Below are 25,796 nucleotides of genomic sequence, written 5' to 3'. Positions count from 1 at the left end.
CGGGCCGCCCTGTCTTCCAGGGTGGCGGGTTCCACGGAAAATTGAACTTGCGTTTCACAGAGTGAGACGTGAGTATCGTTGCATGGACAACAGTAGCGGCGTCGGCGTTCTGGACAAGGCGGCCCTCGTCCTGAGCGCTCTGGAGTCCGGTCCGGCCACCCTCGCGGGTCTGGTCGGCGCCACCGGACTGGCACGACCCACGGCCCACCGCCTGGCCGTGGCACTGGAGCACCACCGCATGGTGGCGCGCGACATGCAGGGCCGTTTCATCCTCGGCCCCCGGCTGGCGGAGCTGGCCGCGGCGGCGGGCGAGGACCGCCTGCTGGCGACGGCGGGTCCGGTGCTGACCCACCTGCGCGACGTCACGGGCGAGAGCGCGCAGCTCTATCGGCGCCAGGGGGACATGCGCATCTGCGTCGCCGCCGCGGAGCGACTGTCCGGTCTGCGGGACACGGTGCCGGTGGGATCCACGCTCACGATGAAGGCCGGCTCCTCGGCGCAGATCCTGATGGCCTGGGAGGAGCCCGAGCGGCTGCACCGCGGCCTGCAGGGCGCCCGCTTCACGGCGACGGCCCTGTCGGGTGTACGGCGCCGGGGCTGGGCCCAGTCCATCGGGGAGCGCGAGCCGGGCGTGGCGTCCGTCTCCGCGCCCGTACGCGGCCCCTCCAACCGAGTGGTGGCCGCGGTGTCCGTCTCCGGTCCCATCGAGCGTCTGACGCGCCACCCGGGCCGTATGCACGCCCAGGCGGTCATCGACGCGGCCGCCCGGCTGTCCGAGGCGCTGCGCCGCTCCGGCTGACCCTCCGGCCCACCGAACAGGAAGGAGGGCCGGCCTCAACGCCGCGGCAGGCCCTCTTCCGGGAGACACGGGCGGAACGCCCGGGCCCGGGCACCTCGCCACACGAGGAACAGCAGCCACAGAAGCAACAGCAGCCACGGCCAGGACACCGAAGTCCTGGTTCCGTACACGGAGTTGGTCCGCCGACTCGGCCGACGGCGCGCCCCGCACCACACCGGGGCGCGCCGGGCCCGGAAACGCCGCAGGGCCTCCACCGAAGTGAAGGCCCTGCTGACTGTGTACCCCCGACCGGATTCGAACCGGCGCTACCGCCTTGAGAGGGCGGCGTGCTAGGCCGCTACACAACGGGGGCCAGGATCTTACGTTTCCGCAGATCCGAGCTGGTCTACCTGGACTCGAACCAAGACTAACTGAACCAGAATCAGTCGTGCTGCCAATTACACCATAGACCAATGTGGTTTAGACCAGACCGTACCCCCGACCGGATTCGAACCGGCGCTACCGCCTTGAGAGGGCGGCGTGCTAGGCCGCTACACAACGGGGGCCCTAGCGATCCTGCATCGAGGGCAGCGGGAGCGACCCGGCTGCCCTCGCGGGAAGGATCTGTACCCCCGACCGGATTCGAACCGGCGCTACTGCCTTGAGAGGGCAGCGTGCTAGGCCGCTACACAACGGGGGCTTGCGGATGAGATCCGCGTGTGCAGATGAGCTCTGCGAGCTGGCCTACCTGGACTCGAACCAAGACTAACTGAACCAGAATCAGTCGTGCTGCCAATTACACCATAGGCCACTGGAACGCAAGCCCCTGAGGGGTTCTTGTTCTAGCTCGCGCCTCCGGTTTCCGGCCTTTCGGCCCGCTCCCCGGCGGCGCAGGAAGAACATTACCCGAAGGTGGACGGCGCTCCAAAACGGGTATCCGCGCCGAGGACCGCGGGGAGTTCGTCGAGGGAGGCGATCCGGTGCAGGCCGGCGGGCCCTTCGCACCGCGCGGCGGGCTCCGCGTTCGTGACGACACGTACACCCGCGCGGTCGATCAACACGGACAGCAGCCCGGCCTCGGCCGCGCCACGGCCGTCGATCTCCGGGTGGTCGCCGACGTAGGCGACCTGGTGCGGGGCGAGCCCGAGCGTGCCGCAGGCCGCGCCGAAGGCCCGGGTGTCCGGCTTGGAGAAGCCCAGCTCGGCGGCGCACAGCACGGCCTCGAAGCGGTCGCGGACGCCCAGGGTGCGCAGCTTGTACTCCTGGACGTGGACGCTGGAGTTGGACAGCACCGCGTGCCGATAGCCGGCGGCGAGGACGTCCAGGACGGGCAGGACGTCCGGGAAGAGCGCCCAGGCGGCCTCGTAGTGGTCCAGATAGCGCCGGAACCAGGCGTCCGCCTCGTCGTCGGTCAGCGGCCGGTCGAGGAAGACCCGCACGCGGTCCCGGCGCTGTCCCTCGAAGGAGGCCTCCCCGGCCGCGTACCGGGCCCACTGCAGGTCGGTGATCCGCCGCCACCGGTCGAGGGCCTGCTCCACACTCCCGAACCCGGCGAGCAGTCCCTCGGCGGCCAGATGCCCGCGCATCCCGGCGCGGTCGGCGGTGGTGTAGTCGAAGAGGGTGTCGTCGACGTCCCAGACGACGGCCTTGATCGGCACGCGGTTCACCTCCGGCTCAGGGCTCTGAGAGGCCCCTGACGACAGTAGCCGGTCAGCCTGTGGCGGCGGCAGTCCCGCTCGGTTCCTCGGCCTCGGACGGGTCGGGGGCGACGAAGAAGTCGGTGACGAAGCAGGTGACCTCGCCGGCCGCCGTACGGCCGATCCAGGTGGGGTAGGCGCCGTCCCCCCATCCGGAGCCGAAGGCGGCCACGGCGTGACCGGTGTCCGGCGCGGTGACGATATGGGGGCCGGGGGCCCAGTCGCTGTCCTCGAAGGCGTCCCACAGCGGCCCCTCGTCGCCCGCCGCTCCCTGGAAGGAGCCGTCGGCCGCGGCGTCGTAGAAGCAGCCGGTGCCGGCGTCGACGCCGTAGCCGTAGAACTCGTCCTCGCCGAGCTCGTCGGCGTCCTGGCCCGGCAGCAGGGCGGGCTCCCACGCGGCGGTGGGCTCGTCGCGGATGACGAGGCGCGCCGCGGCGACCCGCAGGTGGGGGCTGTCGGACGGCGGCTCGTCGGGCTGGGTGAGCGTCGCCACGGCGGCGTCGACGCGGTAGCGGCCGGGCGGGACGGAGACGGTGAAAGGCTCCATGTCCTCCTGACCGAGGTAGACGAACGGGTCACAGGCCACGACCCGGCCGGTGGGCAGCCACAGCTCGCCGCCGTCGGCCACACCGATCGTGCCGACCGTTCCGGACTCGTAGCGGAACGTGCTGCCGGGGGTGAAGAGCCACGTGTAGTCACGGGCGGGCATCGGCATGAGGGCGCCTTTCCATCGGGGCCGTGCAGGAGTGGATCCGCAGGCGGCCCGGGGGCTTCGGCTCCGCGGTGGCCGCGCGTCTGCGATGCCCGAACGGTAGTACCCGGGACTGACACACGCGGCTCTGCGGGGAAGGCGGAAGGGCGAAGACGGGGAAACGGCAGGGCGGCAGCCGTGATGGCTGCCGCCCTGTGGGTCGGCGTCCGCCGGTGCCGGCGCCCGTTCCGTGAGCGCCTACGCCGTCAGCCTCGCCAGCGCCGCGTCGACGCGCGCGAGCGTCTTCTCCTTGCCGAGGACCTCCAGGGACTCGAACAGGGGCAGGCCGACCGTGCGGCCGGTGACGGCGACACGGATCGGCGCCTGGGCCTTGCCGAGCTTGAGGCCGTGGGCCTCGCCGGCGGCCAGGACGGCCTGCTTCAGGGACTCCGGGGACGTCCAGTCGGCCGTCTCCAGCTTCTCCCGCGCGGTGCGCAGCAGCGCGTCGCTGCCCTCCTTCATCGCCTTGGTCCAGGAGGCCTCGTCGAGGACCGGCTCCGGCAGGAACAGGAAGTCGACGTTCTCCGTGATCTCGGAGAGGACCTTGACCCGGGTCTGGGCGTGCGGGGCGATCGCCTGCCACTGTGCCTCGTCGAAGTCCTCGGGAGCCCAGGACGCGAACGGGGCCTTCAGCCACGGCCGGCAGCGCTCCGTGAAGTCCTTGACCTCCAGGAGGCGGATGTGGTCGGCGTTGATCGCCTCGGCCTTCTTCAGGTCGAAGCGGGCCGGGTTCGGGTTCACGTCGGCGATGTCGAAGGCGGCGACCATCTCGTCGACCGAGAAGATGTCGCGGTCCGGCGCCAGCGACCAGCCCAGCAGGGAGAGGTAGTTGAGCAGGCCCTCCGGCAGGAAGCCGCGCTCCCGGTAGAGGTTCAGCGACGACTGCGGGTCGCGCTTGGACAGCTTCTTGTTGCCCTCGCCCATCACATACGGCAGATGGCCGAAGGCGGGCACGGACTTCGCGACGCCCAGCTCGATCAGCGCCTTGTAGAGGGCGATCTGGCGGGGGGTGGAGGAGAGCAGGTCCTCGCCGCGCAGGACGTGGGTGATCTCCATCAGGGCGTCGTCGACCGGGTTCACGAGCGTGTACAGGGGCGCGCCGTTGGCTCGTACGATCCCGTAGTCCGGCACGTTCTCCGGCGTGAAGGTCAGCTCCCCGCGGACCAGGTCCGTGAAGGTGATCGTCTCGTCGGGCATGCGGAAGCGGACGATGGCGGTACGGCCCTCGGCCTCGTACGCCGCCACCTGCTCGGCGGTCAGGTCGCGGCAGTGTCCGTCGTAGCCGGACGGCTTCCCGGCGGCGCGGGCGGCGTCACGGCGGGCGTCCAGTTCCTCGGTGGTGCAGTAGCAGTGGTAGGCGTGTCCGCCGTCCAGGAGCTTGCGGGCGATGTCCTGGTAGATGTCCATCCGCTGGGACTGGCGGTACGGCGCGTGGGGGCCGCCGACCTCGGGGCCCTCGTCCCAGTCGAAGCCCAGCCAGCGCAGCGAGTCCAGGAGCTGGAGGTAGGACTCCTCCGAGTCCCGGGCCGCGTCCGTGTCCTCGATACGGAAGACGAACGTGCCGCCGGTGTGACGGGCGTACGCCCAGTTGAACAGGGCGGTGCGGACCAGGCCCACGTGGGGGTTGCCGGTCGGGGACGGACAGAAACGTACGCGGACGTTCGCGTTAGCCACGCTTGATCACCTTGTTGGTGAGAGTGCCGATGCCTTCGATGGTGACGGCGACCTCGTCGCCGACGTTGAGGGGGCCGACCCCCGCGGGGGTGCCCGTGAGGATCACGTCGCCGGGGAGCAGCGTCATGGCCTCGGTGATGTTGACGATCAGATCCTCGATCGAGTGGATCATCTCGCTCGTACGGCCGAGCTGGCGCTGTTCGCCGTTGACCGTGAGCTGGAGGGTGAGGTCGCTCGGGTCGAGGTCGGTCTCCACCCAGGGGCCGAGGGGGCAGGCGGTGTCGAAGCCCTTGGCCCGGGCCCACTGCTTCTCGCGCCGCTGGACGTCACGCGCCGTGACGTCGTTGGCGCAGGTGTAGCCGAGGATCACGTCCTTGACGCGCTCGCGCGGCACCTCGCGGCACATGCGGCCGATCACCACGGCCAGCTCGGCCTCGTGGTGCAGCTCCTGGGAGAAGGACGGGTAGGCGATCTCGTCGCCGGGGCCGATCACCGAGGTGGACGGCTTGAAGAAGGCGAACGGGGCCTCGGGGACCTCGTTGCCGAGTTCGCGCGCGTGCTCCGCGTAGTTGCGGCCGAAGGCCACGACCTTGTTGGGGAGCACCGGCGGCAGCAGCCTGACCTTGCTCAGCGGCACCTTCGTGCCGGAGAGCTCGAATTCCGCGAACGGGATGCCCTTGATGATGTCGAGAACGAGCTCGTCCGGCTTGTCACCCTCGACCACGCCGAAGGCGACGTTCCCGTCGATGGAGAATCTGGCGATGCGCACGGGATCCTTGCGCCCCTTAACTGAGCTGGCTGGAGTCTGACGCTCCAGGCTAACGCGGCAGCAAGCGGGGACCTCGCGCATTTACCGCCGATGCCACCGGGGCGTGGGAGGAGACGGACCCCGCGCGCTCCTCGGCCGCGGGTCCGGGGCGCGCGGGCGATCGGCCGTGGAGGGCGGTCGTCCGACGGCTTCGGGGAGCGGTCGCCCGATCGGCTTCGGAGGGCGGTCGCCCGGGGCCGCGGCGCGCTCGCGAGGGCGCTCCCCGCACTCCCCCGCGGTCACCTGCGCCGGCGTCGCGGGGGCGCTGAGCAAGCCGCGCCCGGCGCACGTATTAAGCGGTGGCGGAGGCCGCGATCGGTCGCTCCGCGGCCCGGGACCGGTTACTCCGCGGCGGAGGCCTGGACCGGGACCTTCATGAGGATGGTGCGCTTGGGATTGGCGGTCTGGGTGGGAAGGTCGACGGAGTGCTCCGGAGCCGCCGGGGCCTGCAGCTCGTCGGCGTCGGCGAGGTGCGCCAGTGTCGTGCGCTGCGGGTTGGCTATGGTGCGGAACATCATCGTGGTCTTCACTGTTGTCGTTGACCTTGTCGTGAGGGGCGCCGGGCGGGCGGCACGGGCCGCCACCGGGGCGCGAGTTGTCGGATTCGCCATCCCTGTAAAGCGTCAGGCTAAACATGCAATTCCCCACCGAAGCCGTGAAGAGGCCGTGACCGCCGTGTGAGTTTCCTCACTGGGTCGCGGATAAAAGGGTCAATTCACTCCACCTTCACGTCGCGACAAAACAGACATTGCTTGATTGAACCCTGCATTCCGCTCCTGATCATCGCGACTAGGACACCTGACCCACCTCAATGACTCGTAGGCATACGTCCGTTATATGCGAGATCACTTTCTACGGCTGGTGACACACCCCTCACAGGGTGTCACGGAGGTCACAGCCTCGCCCGTTGGCCTTGTTGGAGATCCGGCACTGTGCTGGAATTCCACGGACCGCCGCGGGATCGCACCGGCGCGCAGGGGGCGCAACGCAGCGCCGGGCAGCGACGGGGAGGGGGAGCCAGCGCCGGTCACTCACGACCACCCGGGGGGCGTATTCAGGACGCCCCCCAAGACGCCGACACCGTCCCGTCCGTTCACGCGGGGGGACGCCTGGTCCAGAGGTTGCGACGCTAGTGCAGGGACGTTTCAAGAGGGATGGCAGCGCTTCGGCCGAGCCGGAGCCGCACGGCGGGACCGACCGCGGTTCCTCGCCCCAGCACGCCCAGAACCCAGGACCGGCCGCGGCCGGCAGTGGTCCCGAGCGGCCAGGGCGACCTGGCGCACCCACGGGCTCCACGGCACCCACGCCGCCGGCCCCGCCGAAGACAACGACATCACTCGACCCCGGATCGCGCATAGCACTGCGCAACTGGCGCATCTCCACGCGCCTGGTGTCGCTGCTCGCGCTCCCCGTGGTCGCCGCCACCTCGCTCGGTGCCCTGCGCATCAGCGACAACATGGACCAGATCCAGCAGCTCGACAACATGAAGCTGCTGACGGACATGACCAGGCAGGCGACCCAGCTGGCCGCCGCGCTCCAGGAGGAGCGCGACCAGTCCGCCGGTCCGCTCGCCCACGGCGCCACGGCGTCCGACTACACGGTCAAGGGTGTCCGCGACAAGACCAACAACGCCCGCTCCTCCTTCCTGGAGGGCACCCAGGAGATCGGTGACGCCTCCGACAGCGGCCAGCTCTCCGGTGTCCGCGACAGCGTCGTCGGCATCGCGAGCGAGCTGAACAACCTCAGCGCGATCCGGGCCACCGCCTACAAGGACCCGAAGAACTCCACGCAGACGGTCGAGGCGTACCACCGTCTGATCACGCAGTTGCTCAGCCTCTCCCAGGACATGGCGGAGGCCACCAGCAACCCGGAGATGATCCAGCGCACCCGTGCCCTGGCGGCCTTCTCCACCGCCAAGGAGTACGCCTCCATGCAGCGTGCGGTGATCGCTGCCGCCCTGCCCGCGAACATCGACACGTTCGGCAACCTCTCCGAGAACGACCGGCAGTACGCCCTGTCGGCCCTGGAGAGCCAGGACTCCGAACTGGACAGCTTCCGCAGCATCTACGGCGACGGCGCCGAGGACCTGACGAAGCCGATCGACCAGGGCAGCCCGACGATCGAGGCCGCCGACCAGTACGCCAGCCGTGTCCTGAAGAGCTCGTCCGGTATGCGCAACCAGGACAAGCGCTCGTACAAGGACTGGGTCGACGACGACTCGACCAAGCTCGAGCAGATGAAGAAGATCGAGGGCACGCTGCTCGAGCAGATGGAGCAGAAGGCCCGCGAGCTGAAGAGCGCCTCCCAGAACGAGGCGATCATCTCCGGTGCGCTGGTCCTGCTCGTGCTCGGTGTCTCCCTCGTCGGCGCCTTCGTCGTCGCCCGCTCCATGATCCGCTCGCTGCGCCGTCTGCAGGAGACCGCCACCAAGGTCGCCCAGGACCGTCTGCCCGAGCTGGTCAAGCATCTGTCCGAGTCCGACCCGCAGGACGTCGACACGTCCGTGGAGTCGGTCGGTGTGCACTCCCGGGACGAGATCGGCCAGGTGGCCGCGGCCTTCGACGACGTGCACCGCGAGGCGGTCCGCCTCGCCGCCGAGCAGGCCCTCCTCCGGGGCAACGTCAACGCGATGTTCACCAACCTCTCGCGTCGCTCCCAGGGTCTGATCCAGCGCCAGCTGTCGCTGATCTCCGAACTGGAGTCCCGCGAGGCCGACCCGGACCAGCTGTCCTCGCTGTTCAAGCTCGACCACCTCGCGACGCGTATGCGCCGTAACGGTGAGAACCTCCTCGTCCTCGCGGGTGAGGAGCCCGGCCGACGCTGGACCCGCCCGGTCCCGCTCGTCGACGTGCTCCGCGCCGCCGCGTCCGAGGTGGAGCAGTACGAGCGCATCGAGCTGGCCGCGGTGCCGACCACCGAGGTCGCCGGCCGCGTCGTCAACGACCTCGTACACCTGCTCGCCGAGCTGCTCGAGAACGCCACCTCCTTCTCCTCGCCGCAGACCAAGGTGAAGGTCACCGGTCACGCGCTGCCCGACGGCCGCGTCCTGATCGAGATCCACGACACGGGTATCGGTCTGTCCCCCGAGGACCTCGCCCAGATCAACGAACGCCTCGCCTCGCCGCCCACCGTGGACGTGTCGGTGTCCCGGCGCATGGGTCTGTTCGTGGTCGGTCGTCTGTCGCAGCGCCACGGCATCCGCATCCAGCTGCGGCCCTCCGACTCCGGTGGTACGACCGCGCTGGTCATGCTCCCGGTCGACGTCGCCCAGGGCGGCAAGAAGCCCGCTCCCGGCAAGCCGGGTGCGCCCTCCGCGGGCGGTCCGGCCGCCGCGCAGGCCGCCGCGGGCGCGGCCGCGGCCCGTCGCCAGGCCCAGCAGAGCGGTTCGTCCTTCGGTACCGGTTCGGCCGGCGGTTCCGCACTGGGTGCCGCCCCGCAGCGCGGGCAGGTGGGTCCCGGAGCGGGCCCGCGGGCCGCGCTCCCCGGCAACACCCCCGGCGGCCGTCCCGGCTCCCCGCAGCAGGGCCGACCGGGCTCGGCGGGCTCGGGCGCCTTCGGCCAGGGCGGCTCCTTCCAGGACTCCGGCTCCCGTCAGGGTGGTTTCGGCGACGGCGGCCTCGGCGACGGCCCGGGTACGCGCCCGGCCGGCTTCGGGGACAGCGCCCCGGCGGGCGCTCCGCAGCAGTCTCAGCAGCCGCAGCAGAAGCAGTCTCAGCAGAAGCAGCCCAAGGAGCGCGGCGGACGGCGCCGTCCGCAGCTGCCCGGCCGCGGCGGTTCCCGCGCCGAGCTGCCCGGTGGCAGCCAGCAGCAGCGCACCCCGAGCTGGAGCGACGAGAACGCTCAGCCGCCGGTGCCGCGTGCCTCGCTGGACGCCCCGCGCGGCCACGAGGAGCCGGACGCCCTGACCTCGACGTCCCCCATGCCGCGGATCGACGACCGGCAGGGTCCGGGCGCGACCGCCGAGATCCCGCGCGTCGACGACCGCCAGGGACTCCCGGCCGCTCCCGAGTTCCCGCGACCGGACGCCAACGCCGGGCAGAACGGCGGCCAGTTCGTCCGCGGGGACGTCTTCGGCGGCGGGAACCCGGGCGGTGCGACGGGCCAGTTCCCGGCCCAGGGCCGTGGCCAGGACACGGGCCAGTACCCGATGCCGGGCCGTGGTCAGGACACCGGGCAGTTCCCGGCTCAGGGCCGTGGCCAGCAGGACACCGGGCAGTTCCCGATGCCCGGCCGTGGCCAGGACACCGGGCAGTTCCCGGCCCAGGGCCGTGGCCAGGGCACGGGCCAGTACCCGGCGCCCGGCGGCCGCGCCCAGGACCCGGCCGCCACCGGCCAGTACCCGGCCCAGGGCTACGACGCCTCCGGCACCGGCCAGTACGCCGCCCCGGGTTACGGAAACCGCCAGGACTCCTCCAGCTCCGGCCAGTTCGAGCGGCCGCAGCCGGCGGGCGACGGCTACGGCGCGTCCCTGCCGCCGGCCCAGCACCGTCCGCAGCAGCAGCCGCCGCGCCGCCAGGAGCCCGAGGCGCTCCCGCCGGCGCCGGGCCCCGGTGACGGGCGCACGCCGCTGTACGACACACTGGAGACCAACTGGTTCCGCGGACAGGGGCAGGGGCAGGGCCAGCAGCAGCAGAGCAACGGCTCCGCGCCGCAGGCCCCGCAGCAACAGCAGCAGTCCCCCGCGGCACCTCAGCGTCCGGCCGCCGCCAACGCGTCCTGGCGCACCTCGCCGAACGACGAGCTCGTCCGTCAGGCCGAGCGCGTGCGGCAGCCCGCCGCGGGCGGCATCACCACCTCCGGCCTGCCGCGCCGGGTCCCGCGTGCGAACCTCGTGCCGGGTACCGCTCAGCAGCAACAGCACCAAACCGGTCCGCAGGTCTCGCGTTCGCCTGACGACGTACGCGGCCGGCTGACCAATCTCCGACGGGGCATCGCTCAGGGTCGCCAGGCCGGTACCGGCCAGACCGGCAGCTTCCCCAGCCCCACTCACCAGCAGGAGCGTTAGTTGAGCCCGATGAGCCAGGCGGCACAGAACCTCAACTGGTTGATCACCAACTTCGTGGACAACACCCCCGGGGTGTCCCACACCGTCGTCGTGTCCGCCGACGGACTCCTTCTGGCGCTGTCGGAAGGCTTCCCGCGCGATCGCGCCGACCAGCTGGCGGCCGTCGCCTCCGGGCTCACCTCGCTGACGGCCGGGGCATCCCGGATCTTCGAGGGCGGCACCGTGGCACAGACGGTCGTCGAGATGGAACGAGGGTTCCTCTTCCTCATGTCCGTCTCGGACGGCTCGTCGCTCGCCGTGCTCGCCCACCCCGAGTGCGACATCGGCCTCGTCGGCTACGAGATGGCGCTCCTGGTGGACCGCGCAGGTGCGGTCCTCACGCCCGACCTTCGCGCCGAGCTCCAGGGCAGTCTGCTCCACTGATAGGAACCGGCACCACTCACCTCACCAAATCACCGTCCGGCCGCCACAATCCCCCCACCGGCCCCGTCAGACGGCACGACTGACCGACTTGCTGTCCCGCCCGGAGGATTCATGACCCCGCCCACCGCCCATCATGATCCGTACGCCGAGCCGTACGGGGACGAGGGCGACCAGCCGCTGGTACGTCCGTACGCGATGACCGGCGGCCGGACCCGGCCGCGCTACCAGCTCGCCATCGAGGCGCTGATCAGCACGACGGCCGACCCGGCCCAGCTGATGGGACTGCTGCCGGAGCACCAGCGGATCTGCCACCTGTGCCGCGAGGTGAAGTCGGTGGCCGAGGTGTCGGCGCTGCTCGCCATGCCGCTCGGTGTGGCACGGATCCTCGTCGCGGACCTCGCGGAAGCCGGTCTCGTCGCGATCCACCAGCCAGGTGGCGACGAGAACAACGGCGGCGCGCCGGACGTGACACTGCTCGAAAGGGTGCTCAGTGGACTTCGCAAGCTCTGACGGCGGGCGGGCGACCACCTCCGCGAAGATTGTGGTGGCGGGCGGCTTCGGCGTGGGCAAGACCACGTTCGTCGGCGCTGTCTCGGAGATCAACCCGCTGCGCACGGAGGCCGTCATGACGTCTGCTTCGGCGGGCATCGACGACCTCACCCACACCGGGGACAAGACCACCACCACGGTGGCCATGGACTTCGGCCGTATCACCCTGGACCAGGACCTGATCCTGTACCTGTTCGGCACCCCCGGCCAGGACCGCTTCTGGTTCATGTGGGACGACCTGGTCCGCGGCGCCATCGGCGCCATCGTCCTGGTCGACACCCGCCGTCTGGCCGACTGCTTCCCGGCGGTCGACTACTTCGAGAACTCGGGCCTGCCCTTCGTCGTGGCCCTCAACGGCTTCGAGGGGCACCAGCCGTACAACCCCGACGAGGTCCGCGAGGCCCTGCAGATCGGACCGGACACCCCGATCATCACTACGGACGCCCGCCACCGCGCGGACGCCAAGAGTGCCCTGATCACGCTGGTCGAGCATGCCCTCATGGCCCGTCTGCGGTAGATCAAGTCGTCGCCGCCATACGGCAGTTGTCGTAGATATGCGGGAGCCGACTGTGGCGTTTGACACGGTCGGCCCCGCTGTTCATAACGTTTCGACAGAGAAATCCGGTGGTATCGCCACGCGTCGCGGTCGGTCGGTGTCGCTGCGCTCACAAATGCCCCGCCTTTTGGCGGGGCTCGCTCTTTATGACCGTTTTATCTGGCGCTTACAACGGGCGGAACCCTCACTTCCGAGTGTTTGGAATCGCGCAGGTTGACGTGCTGGAATGCCTGAACTGCCCAGTAGTCAAGGACGTACCAGTCTCAGACAGGGCTCTGGAGACACCGCGGCACGACGTAGGTGCCGTCGCCGAGAGGTTGTTGGTCGAGTGAGGCGAAGCAAGAAAAGTCCCGAGCCGTCGGCACGGGGCAACTTCACCCCGCCGCCGCGCGGAGCGGCACCCGCACAAGTGCCCGGTCCGGAGCCGACGGCCACGCCGCCCAGTGGCAGCCGCTTCTCCCCGCGCAACTGGCGCGTGCCGACCAGGCTGAACGCGATCCTGCTCATACCCGTGCTGGTCGGCCTGGTCATGGGCGGCTTCCAGGTGAAGAGCTCGATCGACACCTGGCAGCAGGCGCGCGACGCGGAGAACACCGCCCGTCTCGTGCAGGCCTCCCTGGCCTACGCCGACCGGCTCTACGAGGAGCGCGACGCCTCCGCCGCCCCCCTTCTGACCCCCGGCAGCGGCGGCCAGAAGAACCCGACCGTCGTCCAGGTGCAGGCCGCCACCGACAAGGCCGCCCAGGCCTTCGACGAGGCCGCGAAGAACATGCCGCACACGTCGGGTCTGGAGCGGCGCCTGTCCATCTTCCGCAAGGCCGAGACCAAGCTGCCGGCGCTGCGGAAGCTCGCGTACTCCAACTCCCCCAAGGTCAAGGGTGTGGGGACCGAGGAGGGCTATGTCGGGGTCGCGCACCCGCTGATGGAGTTCGCCAACGAACTCGGACTCGGCACCGGCAACATCACCAGCTACGGCCGCACCGTCTACGCCATCTCGCTCACCAAGGCCGCGCTGTCCCTGGAGCGCTCGATCGGCATGCACATGCTGGTCGAGCACAACCCCGCCGCCGACGACCTGGCCCGCCAGCGCGTCGCCCTGTCCTCGTACGCCTACCTCGAGGGCATCGCCGTCGAGGAGTACATCGGTGGCGGTACCGCGTCCGACGCCAGGAAGCTGGACCAGGCCACTGAGCAGGTGAAGGCGGACGGCAAGACCCAGGCAGAGCAGGCCGCCGCGGAGGCCAGGGCCAAGGGCCAGACCTACGTACCGCCGAAGTCCGACCAGGACATGGTGCAGGCCCTCGCCACGACGCAGTCCACCAGTGACACGGCCCGCGCCGCGCTGGCCCAGGAAGGCGTCACCCCCCAGAACTGGTGGGCGGTCAACACCCTCAAGTACAACGCCTACCGCCAGCTCGAGTTCAACCTGGCCGACAAGGCCGTGTCGGACGCCTCGACCATCGCCGACAACGCCCAGCAGTCCGCGTTCATCACCGGTGCCATCGTCATCGTCGCCCTGCTCGCCGCGTTCATCATCGCCGGCCTCATGGCCCGCCAGATGAGCCGCTCGATGCGCCAGCTGCGCAACGCCGCCTTCGGCGTCGCCGAGCAGCGGCTGCCGATGCTGGTCGACCAGCTCTCCCGGACCGACCCCGGCCGTGTCGACACCCGTGTCGCGCCCATCCCGATCGCCACGACGGACGAGATCGGCGAAGTCGCCCGCGCCTTCGACCAGGTCCACCGCGAGGCCGTCCGGCTCGCCGCCGAGCAGGCCCTGCTGCGGGGCAACATCAACGCGATCTTCACCAACCTCTCGCGCCGTAACCAGTCGCTGATCGAGGGCCAGCTGACCCTGATCACCGACCTGGAGAACAACGAGGCCGACCCGGACCAGCTGGAGAACCTCTTCCGCCTGGACCACCTCGCGACCCGTATGCGCCGCAACGGCGAGAACCTCCTCGTCCTCGCCGGCGAGGAGCCCGGCCGCCGCTGGGACCAGCCGGTCCCGCTGGTCGACGTGCTGCGCGCCGCCTCCTCCGAGGTGGAGCAGTACGAGCGCATCGAGCTCTCCGGCGTCCCGGAGGCCGAGATTCACGGCCGCGCCGTGACCGACCTCGTGCACCTGCTCGCCGAGCTGCTGGAGAACGCCACCACGTTCTCCTCGCCGCAGACCAAGGTCCGGGTGACCGCGACCCGTCTGCCCGACGGCCGCGTCATGGTCGAGATCCACGACAAGGGCATCGGCCTGACGGCCGAGGACTTCGCGGACATCAACCACAAGCTGGCCAACCCGCCGACCGTGGACGCCGCGATCTCCCAGCGCATGGGTCTGTTCGTGGTCGGCCGGCTGTCCGACCGGCACGGCATCCGCGTCCAGCTGCGCCCCTCCGGCGAGCAGGCCGGCACCACCTCGCTGGTCATGCTCCCGGACGCCATCACCCACGGCGGTGGCGGCGAACAGCCCCTGGAGCGCGACGAGTTCACGGTCTCGCAGATCATCCCCGAGCAGCAGTTCCAGGGCGAGGACTTCGGGTCGCCGCAGCCGCTGCGCACGGCCGCGGAGCTGGGCTTCGACGACAGCCAGTACTCCGAGGTCCCGGACGACCTCCGCGGGCTGGACCCCGTCGGCCGCTCGCTGATGCGCGAGGGGCGCCGTGCGGCCCTGGAGGCCCAGACACAGGGTCACGCCAGGCCGCAGGAGGAGCTGGAGCCCGCTCCGGGGTACCAGGAGAACTTCCAGGCGCCCCAGTCCGGGTTCGACAACGCGCAGCAGACCTACGACAACGGCCGGCAGACGTACGACAACGGCCAGCACGCCTACGGCGACCAGCAGGCCGCGTACGATCAGCAGACGGCGTACGAGGAGCCCCAGCAGCCGGCGTACGAGGACCAGTACTTCTCGCAGAACGGCTCCCTGCCGCAGAGTGACGGCTTCCCCTCCGGCGGCGGCTACCCGGAGCCCGGCTATACGGAGCCGCTCCAGCAGAACCACTCCGCGGGCCGGGCCACCGCCTCGGATTCGTTCGCGGCCTTCGACGAGTCGTCCTATCAGGGCGACTGGCCGAAGCGGGACGATTTCCAGAACGGCTACCGGGCCGATTACGCTCCGGAAACGGAATCCACGCAGGCCGCTGACGCAAGTGAGCAGGACCGCGTAGGCTTCGACCGTCCGGGACCGACCCCCTCCGCTGGTCACACGATGACCGACGCCGGACTGCCCCGCCGCGGCTCCACCGCGAACGGCACGGGCGGCCGACCGCAGCCCGTGACGCAGGAGCCGCCGGCGGCCACGGAGACGAACGACGACTGGCGCTCCGCCAACGACCAGCGGTGGCAGCAGGCGTCGCAGCTCCGGAAGCCCAAGGCGGGCGGGGTCACCTCTTCCGGTCTGCCGCGGCGCGTGCCCAAGGCGAACCTGATGGAGGGCGCCGCGGAAACGACCCCGCAGGGAGGCCCACAGGTCTCCCGTGCCCCGGAGGATGTCCGGGGCAGGCTGAGCAACCTGCGTCGAGGTGTCCAACGCGGACGCAGCGCAGGCAGTGAAACGAACGGCCAGGGCTTCGGTCCTGACAGCACCTACGACCAGGAGCGTTAGTGTGAGCCCGATGAGCCAGGCGGCACAGAACCTGAACTGGTTGATCACCAACTTCGTGGACAACACCCCCGGTGTGTCCCACACGGTGGTGGTCTCCGCCGACGGACTCCTTCTGGCGATGTCCGAAGGCTTCCCGCGTGATCGCGCCGACCAGCTGGCGGCCGTCGCGTCCGGTCTGACCTCGCTGACCGCGGGTGCCTCCCGCATCTTCGAGGGCGGCAGCGTGAACCAGACCGTTGTGGAGATGGAGCGGGGATTCCTCTTCATCATGTCCATCTCCGACGGTTCGTCGCTCGCGGTCCTCGCGCACCCGGAGGCGGACATCGGCCTCATCGGGTACGAAATGGCCCTCCTGGTGGACCGTGCGGGTACGGTCCTTACTCCGGACCTTCGTGCGGAGCTCCAGGGAAGCCTTCTCAACTAGCAGACGAACGGTGTGTATTGGCGTCCCGGCACCGTAAGGTTTCGGGACGCGGCTTCCACGAGGATGGGTGCCCAGCGCAGTCGGAGGAGGAGAGAACGTGGCAACACCCCCAGGCGGTTCGCCCGCGGGTAATTGGTCCTATGGCCCCGGCCAGGGCCAGGGTGAACAGAACCGGTACAACTTCCCCTCCGCACCGAGCCAGCGGCGTCAGCCGTACGCGCCCCAGGGTCCCGGCCCGTCGCCGTACGACCAGCCGCCGGCGCCGCGCATCCAGCCCGTACAGCCGCAGCGCCGGTCCCCCGAGCCGGCGCCCGCTGGGGCGTCGAACAACCCTCTGGTGCGTCCGTACGCCATGACGGGCGGCCGTACCAGGCCGCGCTACCAGCTCGCCATCGAGGCGCTGGTGCACACCACCGCGCAGCCGCACCAGATGCAGGGCCAGCTGCCCGAGCATCAGCGGATCTGCAACCTCTGCCGGGAGATCAAGTCGGTCGCCGAGATCTCGGCACTGCTCACGATTCCTCTCGGCGTGGCCAGAATCCTCGTCGCCGACTTGGCGGAGGCGGGTCTGGTCGCCATCCATCAGCCCGGCGGCGACGAGAACGCCGGCGGCCAGCCAGACGTGACACTGCTCGAAAGGGTGCTCAGTGGACTTCGCAAGCTCTAGCGGCGGTCCTTCCCGCTCCACCACCTCCGCGAAGATTGTGGTGGCGGGCGGCTTCGGCGTGGGCAAGACCACGTTCGTCGGCGCTGTCTCGGAGATCAACCCGCTGCGCACGGAGGCCGTCATGACGTCTGCTTCGGCGGGCATCGACGACCTCACCCACACCGGGGACAAGACCACCACCACGGTGGCCATGGACTTCGGCCGTATCACCCTGGACCAGGACCTGATCCTGTACCTGTTCGGCACCCCCGGCCAGGACCGCTTCTGGTTCATGTGGGACGACCTGGTCCGCGGCGCCATCGGCGCCATCGTCCTGGTCGACACCCGCCGTCTGGCCGACTGCTTCCCGGCGGTCGACTACTTCGAGAACTCGGGCCTGCCCTTCGTCATCGCCCTCAACGGCTTCGACGGCAACCAGCCGTACAACCCCGACGAGGTCCGCGAGGCCCTGCAGATCGGACCGGACACCCCGATCATCACCACGGACGCCCGCCACCGCGCGGACGCCAAGAGTGCCCTGATCACCCTGGTCGAGCACGCGTTGATGGCCCGCCTGCGCTAGGCGGACACCAGTCATCGGGTAATCCCCGCGTCCCTCGGTGGCGCGGGGATTTTCGTTGTGTGCGCCTGGACGTCCGAGTCCGGCGGCGCCCGGACAGCGGAGTGCGTCCGGACATCGAAAAGGGCCCCTCCGCAGTGGAGGGGCCCTTCGCGCACCGCTGGAGCGGCGTGAGACTAGCTGTGCCAGCTGTGGGGCGCCCGGAAGCCAGGCTCGCGGTCCAGGCGGCGCCAGCCGGCCTTGGCGCGGCGACGGTGGGACGGGGAGACGGCGGGCCGGGCGGCCGCACGGGCCAGGAGGACGGCCGTGATGGCGGCGACCTCCTCGGGCTCGGCGTGGCCCTTCTCGACGCGGATGTCGGGAGTGTTCATGGGTGTCAGTCTCCGTAAGAGAGGGGTCCGCGGGGTTGCCGCGATGGATCCGCTCGGTTACTGCGGGGGGTTGCCGTGCTTACGGGCGGGCAGGTCCGCGTGCTTCGCCTGCAGCATCGCCAGGGACTTGATCAGCACCTCGCGCGTCTGGGCCGGGTCGATGACGTCGTCCACCAGGCCCCGCTCCGCCGCGTAGTACGGATGCATCAGCTCGGACTTGTACTCCTTGACCATCCGGGCCCGCATGGCGTCCGGGTCCTCCGCGCCCGCGATCTGACGGCGGAAGATGACGTTGGCGGCACCTTCCGCGCCCATCACGGCGATCTCGTTGGTCGGCCAGGCGTAGGTGAGGTCCGCGCCGATGGACTGGCTGTCCATGACGATGTACGCGCCTCCGTACGCCTTGCGCAGGATCAGCGAGATCCGCGGCACGGTCGCGTTGCAGTAGGCGTACAGCAGCTTCGCGCCGTGACGGATGATTCCGCCGTGCTCCTGGTCGACCCCGGGCAGGAACCCGGGAACGTCCAGGAGCGTCACCAGCGGAATGTTAAAAGCGTCACACATCTGGACAAAGCGCGCAGCTTTTTCCGAGGCCTCGATGTCGAGGACACCGGCGAGAGTCTGCGGCTGGTTGGCGATGATGCCCACCACCTGGCCGTCCAGCCGGGCCAGCGCGCAGATGATGTTGCGCGCCCAGCGCTCGTGGACCTCCAGGTAGTCGCCGTCGTCGACGATCTCCTCGATGACCTTGGCCATGTCGTACGGGCGGTTGCCGTCGGCCGGGACCAGGTCCAGCAGGACGTCGCCGCGGCGCTCCACGGAGTCCGTGGGCTCGACCCGCGGCGGGTTCTCGCGGTTGTTCTGCGGGAGCAACGACAGCAGGTAGCGCACCTCGGCGATGCACGTCTCCTCGTCGTCGTACGCGAAGTGGCAGACGCCGGAGGTCTCGGCGTGCACGTCGGCGCCGCCCAGGCCGTTCTGGGTGATCTCCTCGCCGGTGACGGCCTTGACCACGTCCGGGCCCGTGATGAACATCTGGGACGTCTCGCGGACCATGAACACGAAGTCCGTGAGGGCGGGGCTGTAGGCCGCGCCGCCCGCGCACGGGCCGAGCATCACGCTGATCTGCGGGATGACGCCGGAGGCCTTGGTGTTGCGCTGGAAGATGCCGCCGTAGCCCGCGAGCGCGCTGACGCCCTCCTGGATACGGGCACCGGCGCCGTCGTTCAGGGAGACCAGCGGCGCGCCGGCCGCGATGGCCATGTCCATGATCTTGTGGATCTTGGTGGCATGGGCCTCGCCGAGGGCGCCGCCGAAGATGCGGAAGTCATGGGCGTAGACGAAGACCGTGCGGCCCTCCACCGTGCCCCAACCGGTGATCACACCGTCGGTGTACGGCTTCTTGGCCTCCAGGCCGAACCCGGTCGCCCGATGCCGACGCAGCTGCTCGACCTCCTGGAAGGACCCCGGGTCCAGGAGCAGCTCGATGCGCTCCCGGGCGGTGAGCTTGCCCTTCGCGTGCTGCGCCTCGGTCGCCTTCTCGCTGGGGCCCGCGAGGGCCCGTGCACGAATCTCGTGCAGTTCGGCGACGCGCCCGCGCGCGTCGGTGGGCTCGCTCCCGGAACCTACAGCCTCGTCCAAAACGGTCATGTAGCGACCTTACGAAGTCCACCAAGCAAAGCGGCCCGTTGACTCCGTACAGTCTCCGGCCCGTTTTCCTGGTACCCCTGAACAGAACCATGCCCCGATGCAGCCGATCCGACTGCTCCAGGGGGCCGAGCGTTGTAGGGCTCACACAAAGCGGTCACCCGGACACCACGACGGATTCGGCGCCGCACATGCCATCCCCGGAGTGACAGGGGACCTCGAACGGCGGTCCTCCACCGTACCCGCCCGCAACAAGGTTGAAAGTTGAACGGGATGCGGCTACCGTCGTTCACATCGGTACTCATTGAAGATTCAACCGCTTCTTCAGTCCCTCGGTCTTCCGTCCGGAAGCCGGGAACCGTCCCCCCAAGGAGCAAGATCATGGGCATCTTCGGCCGCAAGACCAGCACCGCCACCGCCACCGCCGTGGTGAACCCCGGCCTCGCCGCGCTGACCGGTGACTACGTCGTGGACCCCTCCCACACCACGATCGGTTTCGTGGCCCGCCACGCCATGGTGACGAACGTCAAGGGCGGCTTCCAGGACTTCGAGGGCACGCTGCACCTCGACGGCTCGGACCCCTCCCGGTCCCGCGCCACGATCGACGTGAAGATGGACAGCATCGACACGGGTTCGGCCGACCGCGACGGCCACCTCAAGAGCGCCGACTTCTTCAAGACCGACGACCACCCGACGATGACGTTCCGCTCCACCGGGGCGCAGGCGCTGGGCGGCGACGACTACCGGATCACCGGCGACCTCACGATCCTCGGGACCACCAAGTCGGTCAGCATCGACCTGGAGTTCAACGGCGCGGCCAAGGACCCGTTCGGCAACGAGCGCGTCGGCTTCGAGGGCAAGACGGAGATCCTGCGCTCGGAGTGGGGCCTGACCTGGAACGCGGCCCTGGAGACCGGCGGTGTGCTGGTCTCGGACAAGATCAAGCTGGTCTTCGACATCTCGGCGATCAAGCAGGCCTGACCCGCCCCCGCGACGAACACCGCGTAGCCCCGGCGCCCCGCGGTCTGCCCGAGAGAGCCCGTCCTCCGATTCCCCTACGGAGAGCGGGCTCTCGGCATCAGTGGCCGGTGTCCCCGGTGACGGCCGCCGGAAGGCTCTCGGATCGGCGGCACCGCCCCCGGGAACGCGCCCTGGGCCGCCCCCGCACCGGCAGAAGCCACCATGCCGCCACCACGGGCAGGACCGCACCGACCGCGAGTGGCCTCCAGACGGGTCGGCAGCAGGTTCTGGGCGTTCTGGCCGGAACAGCCGAGCAGCAGGGACAGCTCGGCCATCTGCACCTGTCCCCGCGACGCCCGGCGAGATCGCGGGGCCGAGCGGCAGCGGCCGCAGTCGCTCACCCGAGTCTTCGCCGAACTGGAGACGGAGGGGCTGATGGCGCGGGAGCCGGACCCCGTGGACCGGCGTCAGTCCGTGCTGCGGCTCACCGAGGACGCGCACCGGAGGCTGGCGCGGGACATGGCCGAGCGGGACGCCTGGCTGTCCGCCGGGCTCGCCTCGCTCGGCGACACGGAACGCGGGGTGCTGGCGCCGGCGGCCGCGTTGACGGAGCGGCTCGCGACCACCGACACGCCCCACGAGGGCGCCAGACGCGCCGGACGGCAGCCGGGCCGGACGGCAGCCGGGCCGGACGGCAGCCGGGTCAGCCGGGTCGGCCGGCGTCAGAACCCCCCGCCGAAGTCCCCTCCGCCGCCCCCGCCGAAGTCGCCTCCCCCGCCGTCGCCGAATCCGCCGCCGAAGTCCCCGGGGTCGAAGTCCGCGCCGGACATGTCTCCGCCGTCGTAGCCGCCGAAGTCGCCGTAGCCCGCGCCGTAGTCCGCCGCGTACGACGGGGTGGACATCATGCCGCCGAGCAGGGTGCCGACCAGCAGGCCGGGCAGGATGCCACCGCCGAAGTAGCCGCCCGCCCAGGGGCCGTAGGCCGGGCCGGCGTCCCAGTACGGGCGGCGGCCGTGGTCCGTGTCGACCTCACGCACCGCGGGGTCGAGGCCGTCGGCCAGCCGGGCCCGGTCCGCCGCGCAGACGGGCACCTCGCGCGAGGCGCCGCCGGGGGGTGTCCAGACCGCGTCGGCGACGGACGGTCCGTGGCGCGGGTCGAAGAAGCACGGCGGCCGGCGCTCGGGCAGGGGGCGCCCCTCCCGACGGGCGGCGAGCACCGCGAGCGAGAAGCGCCCGTCCTCCAAGGCCTGGGTGACGGCCTTCACGTCCTCCGGGCGCTGCGCCGCGGCCATGGCCGACTTCGCCTGGTCGTAGGCGTTCAGAGCCCGTTCGTAGTCCGCGCGCATCGCGTCGTCCGCGCCCGCCTCCCCGGGGTGGAAATCGAGGCGGTCCAGCTCCTCGCCGAAGGCGGTGATGTCCTCGTCGACCACGACCTGCAGCTTCTGCAGCGCGGCCTGCTGCTCCTCCTCCCGCCGGCGCCGCCCGCGCCGGACGAGCGCGTAGGCGCCCGCGCCGCCGGCCACCAGCACCGCGGCGACCGCGATCAACGCGGTGGAGGAGACCCCGCCGTTGCCGCCCGAGCCGCTCCAGGTCGACGGGGCGTGGCCCCGGACGTTGGCGAGCGCACGGTCGGTGAAGTCGTTGAGCTGGGCCTTGGGGGACTCGCCCTGCACGCTGGTGACCAGGTTCCGCACGGCGGTGCGGGGCAGCACCGAGGAGTCGGCCCGGGCGTCGAAGCGGTCGCCGAGGCGGATCGCGTACACACCGGTGATGCCGGTGGCCGTGCGGAGGTCGGAGAACAGGTTCTGGGTGGGATAGCCGGCGGGCAGGACGGCCACGAAGACCGGTTTGCCGGCGTCCTCGATCTTCTTCGCGAGGGCGTCCGCGTCCGGGGCGGACAGTTGCGCGGAGGCCGCCGGATCGACGTAGACGGGGCTCTTGCGCAGCGCCGTGGCGACGGCCGAGACGTCCGTCGCGGCCTGGGCGCGCGGGGCGCCCGCGTACAGCACTGTCAGGGCCGCCATGAGCAGCGCGACCAGCGGTACGGCGAGTCCTTTGACCAGTACGGCCTTCATACCTCGACGCTACCCGAAGGCGATCGGAACGGGGCGGCAGGAAGGGGGCGGTGCCCGATGTGCACCGCCCCCTTCCAGGGGTCCACGGATCCATAAATCCACAGATCTACGGATCTACGGATCTACGGATCTACGGAGATGTCAGGCCACCGCCCGGTACGCCTCCGTCAGCTTGGCCACCGCCGCCGTGTACTTCCCCGTCAGCAGCAGATGGTCCGCGTCCGCGAACGGTCCCGCGACCGCCGCCGTGAGCGCGGATCCCGCCTTCTGCTGGACGAGCAGCCGGGCCTTGGTGACGATCTCACGGCCCGCGCTCGCGGAGCCCGACCGCTCGGCCAGCGCGGCCGCGAGCGACAGTGCCTTCAGGGTCGCCGCGCCCCCTGCCGGGACCTTGGTGAGCGTGGTCAGTCCCCAGCCGTACGGGAACTGCGGGTCGTACGACGCGTCACCGACGTTGATCGGCAGCTGGGCCTCCGACTTCGGCCAGGTCACCGGGAGCTGCCCGGTGAACGGGCGTCGGCCGTAGAGCACGTCCGCCACGCCGTCGCCCTCGGTGCCCGGCAGCCAGGACGCCACCAGGGCGTCGATCCTGCCGAGCCGGTCGCCGATCAGCTGCGGACGTCCGGAGACGATCAGCACCGCGCACTTCATGGCGCCGCACACCTTGTCCACGGCGGCCTGGTCGGCGGCGGACAGCTGCAAGGAGTGTCCGTTGCCTACATCGCCGACCCCCTCGGCGTACGGGGTCTCGCCGACGACGACCACCCCGACGTCGTAGCCGTTCAGCGGTGCCGAGGCGTCCTTGGAGTAGGTGATGTCTCCCCCGGCCTTGCGCATCGCCTGGAGGATGGTCGTGCCCTGGGTGTGGGTGCCGGAGGCGCCCTGCCAGGTGATGGTCCAGCCGCCGGTCTGGTTGCCGAGGTCGTCGGCGTTGGATCCGGCGACGTAGACCTTCTGGCTCTTCTTGAGCGGCAGCACGCCGCCCGCGTTCTTCAGCAGCACCTGGGACTCGGCGGCCGCCTGCCGGGCGACGGCCCGGTGCGCGGCGGAGCCGATGTCGGCGGCACCGCTCGTGTCGGCGTACGGGTGCTCGAAGAGCCCCAGCCGGAACTTCTGCGTGAGGATGCGCGAGACGGCGTCGTCGATCCGCTTCTCGCTGACGCGGCCCGCCTTCACCTCGTCGATCAGCGTCGTACGGAAGTCCTTGTACGTGTACGGCACCATCATCATGTCGACGCCGGCGTTGACCGACGTGCGGACGTGGGACGCGTAGTCGCCGGGGAGCTGGTCGATGGCGTTCCAGTCGCTGATGACGAACCCGTCGAAGCCCATCCGGTCCTTCAGCACGCCGTTGATCATGTCGGCGCGGGCGTGCATCTTCACCGGGCCCTGGCCGTCGCCGATGATGTCGAGCGAGGAGTACGACGGCATGACCGAGCCGATGCCGCGGTCGACGGCCGTCTGGAACGGGGCCAGGTGGACGGCCTCCAGCTGCTGCCGGGTGACCTTGGTGACGCCCTGGTCGATCTTGTACGAGCCCGTGGTCGACGAGCCGTACTCGGTGCCGCCGTCGCCGACGAAGTGCTTGGCGGTGGCAAGGACCTTGTCGTTCCGGCTCAGGTCCCGGCCGTCCGCGCGTCCCTGGAGACCCTGGATGATCGTCTCCATGGACTTCACCAGCGCCGGGTCCTCACCGAAGGACTCGTAGGAGCGGCCCCAGCGCTCGTCACGCGAGACGCACAGACAGGGCGCGAAGTCCCAGGGGATGCCGGTGGCCCTTACCTCACTTGCCGTCACTGCGCCGGTCTGCTGGGCGAGTTGGGGATCGCGGGTGGCCCCGATGCCGATGTTGTGCGGCATGATCGTGGCGCCGGCGAGGTTGTTGTCGCCGTGGACGGCGTCGATGCCGTAGATCAGGGGGATCTGGAACCGGGTCGCCTGCGCCCGCAGCTGGAAGGAGTCGATCATCTCCGCCCACGCCTCGGGAGTGTTGGGCGTCGGGGTCGAGCCGCCGCCGGACAGCAGCGAGCCCAGGTCGTAGGCCGCGATGTCGCCCTGGGAGGTGAGGCCGGCGCGCTCGGCCTGGGTCATCTGGCCGGCCTTCTCCTCCAGGGACATCCGGGAGAGCAGGTCCGCGACCCGCTTCTGCACGGGCAGCCTGCTGTCCAGGTACGGCAGTCCATGGGCGTCGATGACCACCTGCGGGGTCTCGGCGGGGGCCTTGGCGCCGGTGACGGTCAGCTGGAGGGGGATCGCCTCGGCGGCCTCGGCGGCCTTGCCCTTGAGGGTGCGCACCTCGATAGTTCGCGTGCTGCCGGAGACGGTCCCGGCCGGGAAGGTGAGGGTGCCGCTGACCGGGGTGTAGTCGGTGCCGGACCCGGCGGTGCCGCCGGCCGTGTCGTAGGCGACGGTGACGGGTTCGTCGAGGGGCGCGGAGCCGGTGGTGGCGACGGTGACCTTCACCCGTGCCGTGCCGCCCTCCCTGACCGGGTAGACGGCGGAGTCCGTGGTGACGGAGGCCCGCCGGGACTGGTCGGCCTTGCCGTACAGCTCGACGTCGTCCATGGCGAAGCGGCCCTTGACGCCGGGCGGGAGGGTGACCGCGTACCCCCACATCTCGGTGAGGCCGAGGACATGGTCGATACCGCCGACGGGCTGGTAGTCCGTGCGATAAACGAAGTCGCTGAACGGAATCTGGATCTGTTTCCAGCCACTGAAGTCGTCGGTGAAGGAGGTCGTCCACAGCTCGGAGGCCTCGCCGTTCGCGCCGCCGTCCTTGATCTCGAAGGCGATCTTCTTGCCGTTGTCCTGGCCGTCCCACCAGAAGCGGATGCCCTGGTGGGCGGACCAGTCGTGGGCAGGCCGGCCTGCGGCGAAGTCATGGGTGAAGCCGCCGTAGCCGCTGATGTCGTAAGTGCCGCTGAGGACCTTGGCGCCCTCGGGGGCGTCCGTCCGGTCGGCGAGTTGCAGCGCGGGCGGATCGTCGGCGTCGCCACCCCAGGTGAAGATGCCCTCGGCGGGCTGGCTCGCGAAGGGCACCTCGCCCTCGAAGCGGTCCACCGGGACGGGGGCGGGGTCGTCGGCGCCGGACGCGGTGCCGGCGACGGTGAGCGGGATCAGGCCGGTGAGCAGGGCGGCGGAGGCGATCAGGGCGGTTCTTCGCATGGACCTTCCCTTGGGCTCTCGTAGTCCCCATAGTGGGCTTACGACTTAGATCACGCCGTGAGTTAACTGGCGCACCGCGCCACCGTCAAGAC

General features: G+C 70.4%; 19 protein-coding genes and 5 tRNA genes. 10 read left to right on the top strand and 14 right to left on the bottom strand.

Going from position 1 to position 25,796, the window contains the following annotated elements:
• Positions 1 to 82 precede the first annotated feature (82 nt).
• The gene (gene ndgR, locus AB0L95_RS18645; RefSeq protein ID WP_009320373.1) at positions 83 to 799 is read left to right on the top strand and encodes an IclR family transcriptional regulator NdgR; all 717 of its coding nucleotides are present in this window, start codon (positions 83 to 85) and stop codon (positions 797 to 799) included.
• Positions 800 to 1,078: 279 nt separating this feature from the next.
• Here ndgR and AB0L95_RS18640 read toward each other — a convergent pair.
• The 10 genes from AB0L95_RS18640 to AB0L95_RS18595 form a co-directional block, all read right to left on the bottom strand.
• Positions 1,079 to 1,151, bottom strand: a tRNA-Glu gene (locus tag AB0L95_RS18640).
• Between the two features lie 28 nt (positions 1,152 to 1,179).
• A tRNA-Gln gene (locus AB0L95_RS18635) sits at positions 1,180 to 1,251 on the bottom strand.
• Between the two features lie 20 nt (positions 1,252 to 1,271).
• Positions 1,272 to 1,344: transfer RNA gene (locus AB0L95_RS18630), tRNA-Glu, on the bottom strand.
• Between the two features lie 61 nt (positions 1,345 to 1,405).
• Positions 1,406 to 1,478, bottom strand: a tRNA-Glu gene (locus AB0L95_RS18625).
• Between the two features lie 39 nt (positions 1,479 to 1,517).
• Positions 1,518 to 1,589: transfer RNA gene (locus AB0L95_RS18620), tRNA-Gln, on the bottom strand.
• A gap of 91 nt (positions 1,590 to 1,680) precedes the next feature.
• Positions 1,681 to 2,436, bottom strand: a complete 756-nt coding sequence (locus AB0L95_RS18615; RefSeq protein WP_365162764.1) for an HAD family hydrolase — start codon at positions 2,434 to 2,436, stop codon at positions 1,681 to 1,683.
• Between the two features lie 52 nt (positions 2,437 to 2,488).
• Complete coding sequence (locus AB0L95_RS18610; RefSeq protein ID WP_365162763.1) at positions 2,489 to 3,190, bottom strand: DUF4241 domain-containing protein; 702 nt, start codon at positions 3,188 to 3,190, stop codon at positions 2,489 to 2,491.
• A gap of 234 nt (positions 3,191 to 3,424) precedes the next feature.
• Positions 3,425 to 4,900, bottom strand: a complete 1,476-nt coding sequence (gene gltX, locus AB0L95_RS18605) for a glutamate--tRNA ligase (protein ID WP_365162762.1) — start codon at positions 4,898 to 4,900, stop codon at positions 3,425 to 3,427.
• A complete protein-coding gene (locus tag AB0L95_RS18600) occupies positions 4,893 to 5,669 on the bottom strand; it encodes a fumarylacetoacetate hydrolase family protein (RefSeq protein WP_365162761.1) in 777 nt (258 codons plus the stop codon). Before AB0L95_RS18600 ends, gltX begins: the two co-directional genes overlap by 8 nt.
• A 380-nt stretch (positions 5,670 to 6,049) precedes the next feature.
• The gene (locus AB0L95_RS18595; RefSeq protein WP_365162760.1) at positions 6,050 to 6,238 is read right to left on the bottom strand and encodes a hypothetical protein; all 189 of its coding nucleotides are present in this window, start codon (positions 6,236 to 6,238) and stop codon (positions 6,050 to 6,052) included.
• Between the two features lie 602 nt (positions 6,239 to 6,840).
• On the opposite strand from AB0L95_RS18595, the gene AB0L95_RS18590 reads away from it, so the two are divergent.
• The 8 genes from AB0L95_RS18590 to AB0L95_RS18555 all read left to right on the top strand — a co-directional run bounded on the left by AB0L95_RS18590 (position 6,841) and on the right by AB0L95_RS18555 (position 17,489).
• Positions 6,841 to 10,713 (top strand): nitrate- and nitrite sensing domain-containing protein, encoded by a 3,873-nt coding sequence (locus tag AB0L95_RS18590; protein ID WP_365162759.1) that lies wholly within the window; start codon positions 6,841 to 6,843, stop codon positions 10,711 to 10,713.
• A gap of 9 nt (positions 10,714 to 10,722) precedes the next feature.
• Positions 10,723 to 11,136 (top strand): roadblock/LC7 domain-containing protein, encoded by a 414-nt coding sequence (locus AB0L95_RS18585; protein WP_311695124.1) that lies wholly within the window; start codon positions 10,723 to 10,725, stop codon positions 11,134 to 11,136.
• 111 nt (positions 11,137 to 11,247) lie between these two features.
• Positions 11,248 to 11,646, top strand: coding sequence for a DUF742 domain-containing protein (locus tag AB0L95_RS18580; protein ID WP_055493544.1), 399 nt, complete (start codon positions 11,248 to 11,250; stop codon positions 11,644 to 11,646).
• A complete protein-coding gene (locus AB0L95_RS18575; protein ID WP_365162758.1) occupies positions 11,627 to 12,202 on the top strand; it encodes an ATP/GTP-binding protein in 576 nt (191 codons plus the stop codon). The genes AB0L95_RS18580 and AB0L95_RS18575 overlap by 20 nt, the downstream gene beginning before the upstream one ends.
• A 367-nt stretch (positions 12,203 to 12,569) precedes the next feature.
• Complete coding sequence (locus tag AB0L95_RS18570) at positions 12,570 to 15,836, top strand: nitrate- and nitrite sensing domain-containing protein (protein ID WP_365162757.1); 3,267 nt, start codon at positions 12,570 to 12,572, stop codon at positions 15,834 to 15,836.
• 10 nt (positions 15,837 to 15,846) lie between these two features.
• Entirely contained in the window at positions 15,847 to 16,260 is a 414-nt protein-coding gene (locus tag AB0L95_RS18565; RefSeq protein WP_004983065.1) for a roadblock/LC7 domain-containing protein, read from the top strand.
• A gap of 97 nt (positions 16,261 to 16,357) precedes the next feature.
• Positions 16,358 to 16,927, top strand: a complete 570-nt coding sequence (locus tag AB0L95_RS18560) for a DUF742 domain-containing protein (RefSeq protein ID WP_365162756.1) — start codon at positions 16,358 to 16,360, stop codon at positions 16,925 to 16,927.
• Positions 16,908 to 17,489, top strand: a complete 582-nt coding sequence (locus tag AB0L95_RS18555; RefSeq protein WP_026248371.1) for an ATP/GTP-binding protein — start codon at positions 16,908 to 16,910, stop codon at positions 17,487 to 17,489. The genes AB0L95_RS18560 and AB0L95_RS18555 overlap by 20 nt, the downstream gene beginning before the upstream one ends.
• A 173-nt stretch (positions 17,490 to 17,662) precedes the next feature.
• On the opposite strand, the gene AB0L95_RS18550 is transcribed toward AB0L95_RS18555, so the two are convergent.
• Together AB0L95_RS18550 and AB0L95_RS18545 are read right to left on the bottom strand one after the other, a co-directional pair.
• A complete protein-coding gene (locus tag AB0L95_RS18550) occupies positions 17,663 to 17,857 on the bottom strand; it encodes an acyl-CoA carboxylase subunit epsilon (protein WP_365162755.1) in 195 nt (64 codons plus the stop codon).
• A gap of 57 nt (positions 17,858 to 17,914) precedes the next feature.
• Positions 17,915 to 19,507 (bottom strand): acyl-CoA carboxylase subunit beta, encoded by a 1,593-nt coding sequence (locus AB0L95_RS18545; RefSeq protein ID WP_365162754.1) that lies wholly within the window; start codon positions 19,505 to 19,507, stop codon positions 17,915 to 17,917.
• A gap of 378 nt (positions 19,508 to 19,885) precedes the next feature.
• Here AB0L95_RS18545 and AB0L95_RS18540 point away from each other — a divergent pair, with 378 nt between their 5' ends.
• The gene (locus AB0L95_RS18540) at positions 19,886 to 20,485 is read left to right on the top strand and encodes a YceI family protein (protein WP_365162753.1); all 600 of its coding nucleotides are present in this window, start codon (positions 19,886 to 19,888) and stop codon (positions 20,483 to 20,485) included.
• Between the two features lie 701 nt (positions 20,486 to 21,186).
• On the opposite strand, the gene AB0L95_RS18535 is transcribed toward AB0L95_RS18540, so the two are convergent.
• The gene (locus AB0L95_RS18535) at positions 21,187 to 22,539 is read right to left on the bottom strand and encodes a hypothetical protein (protein WP_365162752.1); all 1,353 of its coding nucleotides are present in this window, start codon (positions 22,537 to 22,539) and stop codon (positions 21,187 to 21,189) included.
• A 141-nt stretch (positions 22,540 to 22,680) separates the two neighbouring features.
• On the bottom strand, positions 22,681 to 25,704 hold the full coding sequence (locus AB0L95_RS18530; protein ID WP_365162751.1) for a glycoside hydrolase family 3 N-terminal domain-containing protein: 3,024 nt from the start codon (positions 25,702 to 25,704) through the stop codon (positions 22,681 to 22,683).
• Positions 25,705 to 25,796: the final 92 nt, after the last annotated feature.

This window comes from Streptomyces sp. NPDC052036 (assembly GCF_040680495.1).
Lineage (GTDB): Bacteria > Actinomycetota > Actinomycetes > Streptomycetales > Streptomycetaceae > Streptomyces.
The sequence above is the reverse complement of the archived record's forward strand: the minus strand, read 5'-3'. Positions and strand labels throughout refer to the sequence as shown.